At 61.1% G+C, this 8145-nt stretch carries 8 protein-coding genes; 2 read left to right on the top strand and 6 right to left on the bottom strand.

Going from position 1 to position 8145, the window contains the following annotated elements:
• The 5 genes from IIY41_RS00950 to hypB all read right to left on the bottom strand — a co-directional run.
• The coding region (locus IIY41_RS00950; protein ID WP_287399229.1) for a class I SAM-dependent methyltransferase at positions 1 to 474 on the bottom strand (474 nt) is incomplete at its 3' end.
• A 75-nt stretch (positions 475 to 549) separates the two neighbouring features.
• Positions 550 to 1593, bottom strand: coding sequence for a DUF5692 family protein (locus tag IIY41_RS00945; RefSeq protein WP_050006625.1), 1044 nt, complete (start codon positions 1591 to 1593; stop codon positions 550 to 552).
• A 62-nt stretch (positions 1594 to 1655) separates the two neighbouring features.
• Positions 1656 to 2000: a hydrogenase maturation nickel metallochaperone HypA gene (locus IIY41_RS00940; RefSeq protein ID WP_287399227.1), complete on the bottom strand. Its 345-nt coding sequence runs from the start codon at positions 1998 to 2000 to the stop codon at positions 1656 to 1658.
• Between the two features lie 4 nt (positions 2001 to 2004).
• On the bottom strand, positions 2005 to 4773 hold the full coding sequence (locus IIY41_RS00935) for an FAD-dependent oxidoreductase (RefSeq protein ID WP_287399225.1): 2769 nt from the start codon (positions 4771 to 4773) through the stop codon (positions 2005 to 2007).
• A gap of 31 nt (positions 4774 to 4804) precedes the next feature.
• Positions 4805 to 5473, bottom strand: a complete 669-nt coding sequence (gene hypB, locus IIY41_RS00930; protein WP_287399224.1) for a hydrogenase nickel incorporation protein HypB — start codon at positions 5471 to 5473, stop codon at positions 4805 to 4807.
• A gap of 200 nt (positions 5474 to 5673) precedes the next feature.
• On the opposite strand from hypB, the gene IIY41_RS00925 reads away from it, so the two are divergent.
• Positions 5674 to 6384 carry a FadR/GntR family transcriptional regulator gene (locus IIY41_RS00925; RefSeq protein ID WP_009322408.1) on the top strand — a complete coding sequence of 237 codons (711 nt, stop codon included), beginning with the start codon at positions 5674 to 5676 and terminating at the stop codon, positions 6382 to 6384.
• 165 nt (positions 6385 to 6549) lie between these two features.
• Complete coding sequence (locus tag IIY41_RS00920) at positions 6550 to 7815, top strand: ArsB/NhaD family transporter (RefSeq protein ID WP_287399220.1); 1266 nt, start codon at positions 6550 to 6552, stop codon at positions 7813 to 7815.
• 86 nt (positions 7816 to 7901) lie between these two features.
• Here IIY41_RS00920 and IIY41_RS00915 read toward each other — a convergent pair.
• On the bottom strand, positions 7902 to 8145 hold a 244-nt coding region (locus tag IIY41_RS00915), incomplete at its 5' end, for an SDR family oxidoreductase (RefSeq protein WP_287399218.1).

Here is an 8145-nt window from a genome sequence, read left to right as displayed (position 1 = left end):
GCTCACGCCGCGGGCCGCGCCCGCGTGGTGGCGGTGCAGCGCCGCAAGGCTCATGCCATGGGCCACAGTGAGCCGGCCGCCGGGTGCGAGGCAGGCGGCTAAGCGTGCCAGCAGCCGGGCGGGGTGGGCAAAATGGGGGAACGCATTGTATACCACACAGCAGTCGTACCTGCGCGGAAAGGCAAGCTCCTCCACGTCGCCGCACAGTACCTCCACGCGGGGGTCGCGCAGCTTGGAAACGGCGATGCGTGCCATTTCGGGCGAGATGTCCACCCCCGTCACCCGCGCCGCGTCCCGGGCCAGGTAATCGCCAAACAAAACGCCGGTGCCGCAGGCCACGTCCAGCACCGAAACGCCTGGCCGCACGCCCGCCGCGTCCAGGATGAAGGCGATCTTGCTGTCGCTGCGCACCATGCGCGCATCCCATTCCGGCGCGCGGGCGTCAAAATATGCGATGATCTCGCGCTTGTTCATGCTGTCGTCCTTTCCATGAAAAACGGGGCCTGCAAAACAGGCCCCGTATATTTTGAGCGGGGTGCGCCGTATTGGTTATTTGCCCTCGGCTCTTGCCATGGCAAGCTGGAAATCCCGCGTATCGGTGAAGATCTCGCCCGTATAGGGGTTCTTCTTTTGTGCGAGGGAACGCTTGATGATGACGGCAAGCACGATGACGTTCGCCGCCAGCGCCAGAATGGCGACCACGCCCTGCATCGTGGGGTCGGCGGCAGAGGGGCGCACCGCGGCGTCCATAAAGCCGTCCGCATACAGCACAGGGATGGTGGTGAACACGCTGGCGTCCTGGAACAACGGGAACACCTGGGCGAACATGCACCACAGCGCCAGTGTGTTGGCGCGGTTCTGGATCCATCCGCCCTTGTTCCAAAGCGCGTTGGCGAACGTGGGCGCCAGAAGCAGCGCCAGGCCGCAGTACCACGCGTGGGTGGGCAGGTTGTTGTAGGTATACTCGAAGTTCCACAGGTCATAGGCGATGATGAACAGCCAGGTCATGTCCGGCCAGAGCATGTCGTCGTGCTTTTTGGAAGAGTAGATGCCCCACCAGCCCGTCATGCAGAGGATGTTGAGGATGCCGGCGATGCCGTTTACCCAGTTCCACCAGCCGCCGTACAGCCAAACGTTCTCGCTGGAGAGCCACCAGCGGTCTCCGGTCTCGGCCAGGGCCATTGCGCCGCGGATGCCGGATTCAAAATCGCTGCCCACGGCGATGAGGATATTGATGGCGACGATGACGAAAGGAAAAACCTTGAACCACTGCGTCTTTCCTATGCTCCATTTATACTTCAGCATCATAAACCCGATGCAGCCCGCGGTGGCGGCGTACAGCTTGGCGTAGTGGAACCAGCTGTTCATATGCGTGTAGGTGGGGTTGTTCAGCGCCCACTCCGCGCCCATGGCCGCGCCCGCGTAAATGGCGATAAAATATACCGTCAGTGCGGCGGGAAGCGCCAGGAAGAAGAAGATACCGCCCTTTTTGGAGCGGCGGGCCAGTTCGTTGGCCGCGATGAGGCCCACAAAGACGAGAGCCCAGCCCAAAAGCTGGAAGCCGGCGTTTTCGCCGTAGATCTGAAATAACATGATACGGTTCCTCCCTTGTTTTTGGCGGCAGCGCCGCCGTGTACCCGGTCAAAGGCGCGTCCCTAGCACGCCTCGATCTCCTTGATATTGATCTCATTCCCGCTGACGAGATGCGTGCGCGGGCTTTGGCAGAAAGGGCACGTTTTGCCGTGCTCCACCGTGGCGTAGGTGCTGCCGCAGTCCTCGCACAGGGTAACGGCGGGCAGCGCCTCGATGGCGAGGCGCGAGCCGTTCAGCAATTGCGATCTGGCCGCCGCCCAGTGCCAGCAGTCCTCCAGATAAGTATGCACCACGCCGGAGACCTCACTCAGCTCCAGCGTCACCGTGGAGACGCGGCGCAGCTTGTTCTGCCGCCCAACCTCCTCGATGCTGTCGATGATATGGAATACGATCCCAAGCTCATGCATCGTCTCAGCCGTCCTTTTTGCCGAAGCGGATCTTCATTTCACGCTTGATCATATAAGGCAGAATAGCCTTGAATTTATCCTCCGAACGCACCATCCTGCTGCATTCGGGAAGCTCCCGGTTCAGATGGATGGCGTCGAACTCGCACTTGGTGGTGCAAAGCCCGCAGCCGATGCACTTGTTGGGGTCCACCACCGAAGCGCCGCAGCCCAGGCAGCGCGCGGTTTCGGCCTTCACCTGCTCCTCGGTAAAGGTCTTGTGCGCGTCCCGGAAGGAACGGCGGTAGTCGATGCGCTCGTCCATGCCCGCGCTCTGGCGTGCACCGTTGTCGTAGCTCTCCAGCGCAAGGCTTTCCTTGTCCAGCTCCTTGAACTGGCGGCGGTTACGGCCGATGGTCAGGCTGGCGTTTTCGTGTACAAAGCGGTGCAGCGATTCCGCGCCCTGCTTGCCGGCGGCAATGGCGTCGATGGCGAATTTGGGGCCGGTGTACACATCGCCGCCTACAAATATGTCCGGCTGTGCCGTCTGGTAGGTGAGCGGGTCCGCCACGGCGGCGCCGCCGCGTCCCAGCTCTACTTTTGCGCCGTCCAGCAGGCTGCCCCACCGGATGCTCTGGCCAATGCTCAGAAACACATGTTCACAGGGAACGGTAATGGTATCGGCCTCGTCATATCTGGGGCAGAAGCGGCCGTTTTCATCAAACACGGAAACGCATCGTTTCAGAACGATGCCGGTCACCCGGCCGGCTTCCGCAAGAATCTCCTTCGGGCCCCAGCCGCAGCGGATGGCCACGCCCTCATCTTCGGCCTCTGCTGCTTCCTCGGCGGAGGCGGGCATGCTTTCCCGCGGCTCCAGGCAGTACATGGAAACTTCTGCAGCGCCGCAGCGGACGCTGGTGCGGGCCACGTCGATGGCCACGTTCCCGCCGCCGATGACAACGGCCCGGCCCTCCACGGGGTACGTTTCGTTTTCCGCGACGGCGTGCAGGAAGTCCACGGCGGTCATCACGCCCGCGGTGTCCTCGCCGGGAATGCCCGCGCTGCGGCCGTCCTGGCAGCCAATGGCCACGTAGAAAGCCTTATAGCCCTCCCGGCGCAGCGTGTCCAGCGTTATGTCGCGCCCCACTTCCACGCCGCAGCGGATGTCCACGCCCATCTGGCGCAGCACCTCGATCTCCGCGTCCACGACGTCCTTTTCCAGCTTGTAGGAGGGGATGCCGTATACCAGCATGCCGCCGGGACGCTCGTTTTTCTCAAATACCGTGGGCTTATAGCCGCGCTCGGCCAGATAATATGCACAGGAGAGGCCGGCCGGGCCGGCGCCGATGACGGCGATCTTTTCCGCGAAGCCGCCCCGGTTCGTGGGTGCGACCACCGGCGGCACATACCGCGTGGCGGCGTTCAGGTCCTGCTGGGCAATAAATTTCTTTACCTCGTCGATGGCAACGGCCTGATCCACGGTGCCGCGGGTGCAGGCGTCCTCACAGCGGCGGTTGCACACGCGGCCGCATACGGCGGGGAAGGGATTCTCTTTTTTTATAAGCGCCAGCGCGTCGGTGTAGCGGCCTTGCGCGGCCATTTTCAGGTAGCCCTGCACGGCGATGTGCGCAGGGCAGGCCGTTTTGCAGGGGGCCGTGCCGGCGTCGTAGCAATTGATGCGGTTGTTGTCGCGGTAATCGACATCCCATTTTTCCGGGCCCCACTTCACGGCGTCGGGCAGCTCCTGCCGGGGATATTCCACCGGGCCGTTTTGGGTGCACAGCTTTTGCCCCAGCTTGACGGCGCCCGCGGGGCAGTATTCCACACAGCGGCCGCAGGCAACGCAGTTTTCGGTTTTCACCTTCGCCACATAGGCCGAACGGCTCATATTGGGCGTATTGAACAGCTGGCTGGTGCGCAGGGCGTTGCAGATGTTGACGTTGCAGTTGCAGATGGCAAAAATTTTGTTCTCGCCGTCAATGTTGGTGATCTGGTGCACAAAACCGTTGTCCTCGGCGCGCCGCAGGATCTCCAGCACCTCGTCGTAAGTAACATAATGGCCCTTTTTGGTCTCCACCAGATAATCGGCCATATCGCCCACGCCGATACACCAGTCCTCCGGGTCGTCGGCGCAGCCCTCGCCCATGCGGGCGCGGGACATGCGGCAGGAGCACGGGCTGGCCGCGTATTTGCCTTCGTATTTTTTCAGCCAGTGGGAAATGTGCTCGATATCGGCGGACCGGTTCTCTGTTTCAATGGCTTTTTCCACGGGAATGACGTGCATCCCGATGCCCGCGCCGCCCGGCGGAACCATGGCGGTGATGTGCTCCAGGGGCAGGAAGGTCATGCGCTCAAAAAAAGCCGTCACCTCGGGATTGTCCTGGATCTGCTGCTTGTGCATATTGAAAAATTCCGCGCTGCCGGGTACGAACATCGGCAGAACGTACTGCTTTTCATGCCGTTCGTTTTCCCAGTTGTACTCCAGCAGGCCCACGCAACTCATCTGGTACAGCAGCGGTTCCAGCTCTTCGGCGGGCTTGCCCGTGGCTTTTACAAGCTCGGACAGCGTCATGGGCTTGCGCACCTTCATCTTCAGGGCGACGTCCGCCATTTCATCCGTCACCACGCCCGCCAGGCCCCAGTATTCCGGGTCTTCCGCCGTCAGGCCGTGCAGCTTAGCGGGAATGCGGTCTGTGATCATACGCCCCAGTTTTAAAATTTTCTCCCGGGGCTGCGCGTCCTTTGGAATGGGAAAGGGCAGTTTGCTCTCGTCCAGGGGGAAATGTGTCTCGCTCATATCCGGCATCCTTTCTCTGTGCGGTCGCGGTTCAGCCGCGCCAGGCTTTTACTTCGGCGCGCAGCCAGTCGGCCCATTCGTCCACGCCCTCGCCCGTCTTGGCGCAGATGGGGATGACCTTGGCGTTCGGGTTGCGCATGCGGATGTTTTCTCTGCATTTCTCCATGTCAAAATCAAAGTAGGGCAGCACGTCCGTTTTATTGATGAGAACCACGTCGCAGATCTGGAACATCAGCGGGTACTTGAGCGGTTTGTCGTCGCCCTCGGGCACCGACAGGATGGCTGCGTTTTTCACCGCGCCTGTGTCGAACTCCGCCGGACATACCAGATTGCCCACGTTTTCCAAAACAGCAAGCTCCACGTCGCCCGCTGCAAGGCCGTCCAGGCCCTGGCGCGTCATATCCGCGTCCAGATGGCACATACCGCCCGTGTGCAGCTGAATGGATTTAACGCCCGTCGCCGCAATGGTACGCGCGTCCACATCGGAGTCGATGTCCGCCTCCATCACACCGATCTTGAATTCGTCACGCAGACGCTCGATGGTGCGCGTCAGGGTGGTCGTTTTGCCGGAGCCGGGCGAGCTCATCAGGTTGAGCAGAAAGATCCTCTTTTCTTTCAGCTCCCGGCGCAAAAGCTCGGCGCGCTGGTCGTTGTTGGCGAATACGCTCTGTTTGATCTCCAAAATCCTCACTTCGTCCACAGGTATCTCTCCCTTGTTTGCTTGATAGCGTGGCTATACCAATCTTCGTCAATAGTTTAACATTCCTGCTTCGGCCCGTCAATCGGCCGTCTCCCTTTTTGTGAAAGTGTGGTATAAAGCGGGCTTGTACTCTGGCAAAATGTATGATAAAATCAAAAAGTGATATGTGGTACAACCAATACCAGAAGGGGAGGTACACAATGGAATTTGCAAAGCTGTCCGCTCCCAGCCTGAAGGACCTGTTTGTCCAGCAGCTGCAGGGGATGATATTGTCCGACGAGCTGCCCATGGGTACACAGCTTCCGCCTGAGCGGGAACTGGCCCAGCAGATGCAGGTGAGCCGCGCCGTGGTGAACGGCGGTCTGGCGGAGCTGGCCCAGCAGGGCTTTCTGGAGGTGCGGCCGCGGCAGGGAACTTTCGTGGCGGATTACCGACGCAAGGGGAACCTTTCCACGCTTATCGCCATCATGGAGTATCAGGGCGGCGTGCTGGGCAAGGATGAGATACGCTCTATTCTGGAGGTGCGGCGCGCGCTGGAGCATCTGGCTGCGCAGCGTGCCATCCGTTATGCCTCGGATGAAGCGCTGGCACGCCTGGGGGATATTGTGGCGCGCATCGCCGCAGCGCAGAACAACGCGCAGGCGGCTGAGGCGGCCTTTGCCTTCCAGCACGAGCTTGCGCTTGCGGGCGGCAACAGCATTCTGCCGCTCATCTACTATTCGTTCAAGGCGCCCGTTATCACCCTGTGGCTGCGTTTCTGCCGCATGTACGGCATCGGCGCGCTTTGCCGCAACACGGAAACGCTGTACAATTACCTGTGCAGGCGGGACATGGACGGAGCGGAGCGGTGGATCGACGCGTATCTGGAGCAGGCCATCGACGGCAGCCAGCAGATCTACGAGGAACGGTGAAGCATGCGCTGCGCCGCCGGCCGCTAAAATACCGCTAAGTTCGTCCCGATTCGATTGACGGCCCGCGGGCCCGTTCTATATACTGTGGACAGGCCGGTGCGCGGCCGCGGGCAAAAGCCCCGCGCCGCGCGGCCGGGACACGGATGATGGAAGGGGAGACCGGGCATGTATCTTGCGCTCGCACTGTTTTTGGCGACCTATGTTCTGCTTTTGATCTTCGGCAAATACCGCGCGTATATCGCCGCTGCGTCGGCGCTGCTTTTCGTGGTGCTGGGCATCCTGCCCTGGGCTGAGGTGCCTGCGGCCATAGACTGGAACGTTCTGCTGATGATTGCGGGCACCATGGGCACTGTGGTGCTGTTTATCGAATCACGCATGCCCGCGCTGATGGCGGATATCATTATGGAAAAAGTGCCCAACATCAAATGGGCGGTGGTGGCGCTTTCCCTGTTTGCAGGGCTGATCTCCGCTTTCGTGGACAATGTGGCCACAGTGCTGATGGTCGCGCGTGTGGCGCTAGCGCTGGCCAAAAAGCTGGACATCAGCCCTGTGCCGGTCATCATCGCCATTGCGGTGTCCTCCAATCTGCAGGGCGCGGCCACGCTGGTGGGAGATACCACATCCATTCTGCTGGGCGGCTATGCCGACATGAATTTTCTTGATTTCTTCGTGTTCCGCGGCAGGCCCGGGATTTTTTGGGTGGTACAGGTGGGTGCCGTGGCATCCGCGTGCGTGCTGCTGTATTACTTCCGAAACCTGCGCCAGCCGGTGGAATCCGGCGAGCGCACACAGGTAACGGACACTGTCCCCACGCTTCTGCTCGTTTCTACGGTGACTCTGCTTATCATCGTTTCCTTTGTGCCGGAAAAGCCTGCCGTGACCAATGGGGTCATCTGTGTGCTGCTGGCGGCCGTGGGCTTCCTGCGCAAAGCGGGTCAGCGTCGGTCGCTGGCTCCGCTGGGGCAGTTCTTCCGTGAGCTGGACGGCCAGACGCTGCTTTTGCTGGCGAGCCTGTTCGTCATCATCGCGGGCATCACGCGGGCGGGTGTCATCGACGCCATCAGCCGCCTGTTTGTCAACATCGCGGGAGACGACCTGTTTGCCATCTATTCGCTCATCGTATGGGCTTCGGTGCTTTTCTCCGCATTTATTGACAACATCCCTTATGTGGCAACGATGCTGCCTGTGGTGAGCGGCATTGCCACACTCATGGGCGTGGAGCCGTATCTGCTCTATTTTGGGCTGCTGACAGGTGCGACCCTGGGCGGCAACCTGACGCCCATCGGCGCAAGCGCCAACATCACGGGCATCGGCATCCTGCGCAAGGAGGGCTACACGGTCTCCAACCGGGATTTTATGAAAATCGGCGTACCGTTCTCTCTCATTGCCGTCACAACGGGATACCTGCTCATCTGGTTCCTTTGGCGCTGAGCGGCAGCGGAGGAGTTCAAAAAGAAAAGGCCGCCCGCCCCGTGTTTACGGGGCGGGCGGCCTTTCGATTCCCAAAAGATTCGGTTTTACTGCGGCTGCTTGCCGATGTAGGCGAGGATGCCGCCGTCCACATACAGCACATGGCCGTTGACGAAGTTGGAAGCGTCGCTGGCAAGGAACACCGCCGGGCCCACAAGGTCCTCCGTGGTGCCCCACCGCGCCGCCGGCGTCTTTGCGATGATGAACTGGTCGAACGGGTGGCGGCTTCCGTCCGCCTGGCGCTCCCGCAGCGGCGCCGTCTGCGGCGTCTCGATGTATCCCGGCCCGATG

The organism is Ruthenibacterium sp. (genome assembly GCF_017421385.1).
GTDB lineage: Bacteria > Bacillota > Clostridia > Oscillospirales > Ruminococcaceae > Ruthenibacterium > Ruthenibacterium lactatiformans.
This window is presented reverse-complemented; position numbering and strand designations above follow the sequence as displayed.

Bases quoted from the DNA above. Each gene is read 5' to 3' on its own strand.
- IIY41_RS00945 (WP_050006625.1), bottom strand. From the start codon at position 1,593: ATGTTATTTCAGATCTACGGCGAAAACGCCGGCTTCCAGCTTTTGGGC.
- IIY41_RS00935 (WP_287399225.1), bottom strand. From the start codon at position 4,773: ATGAGCGAGACACATTTCCCCCTGGACGAGAGCAAACTGCCCTTTCCC.
- IIY41_RS00940 (WP_287399227.1), bottom strand. From the start codon at position 2,000: ATGCATGAGCTTGGGATCGTATTCCATATCATCGACAGCATCGAGGAG.
- IIY41_RS00925 (WP_009322408.1), top strand. From the start codon at position 5,674: ATGGAATTTGCAAAGCTGTCCGCTCCCAGCCTGAAGGACCTGTTTGTC.
- IIY41_RS00920 (WP_287399220.1), top strand. From the start codon at position 6,550: ATGTATCTTGCGCTCGCACTGTTTTTGGCGACCTATGTTCTGCTTTTG.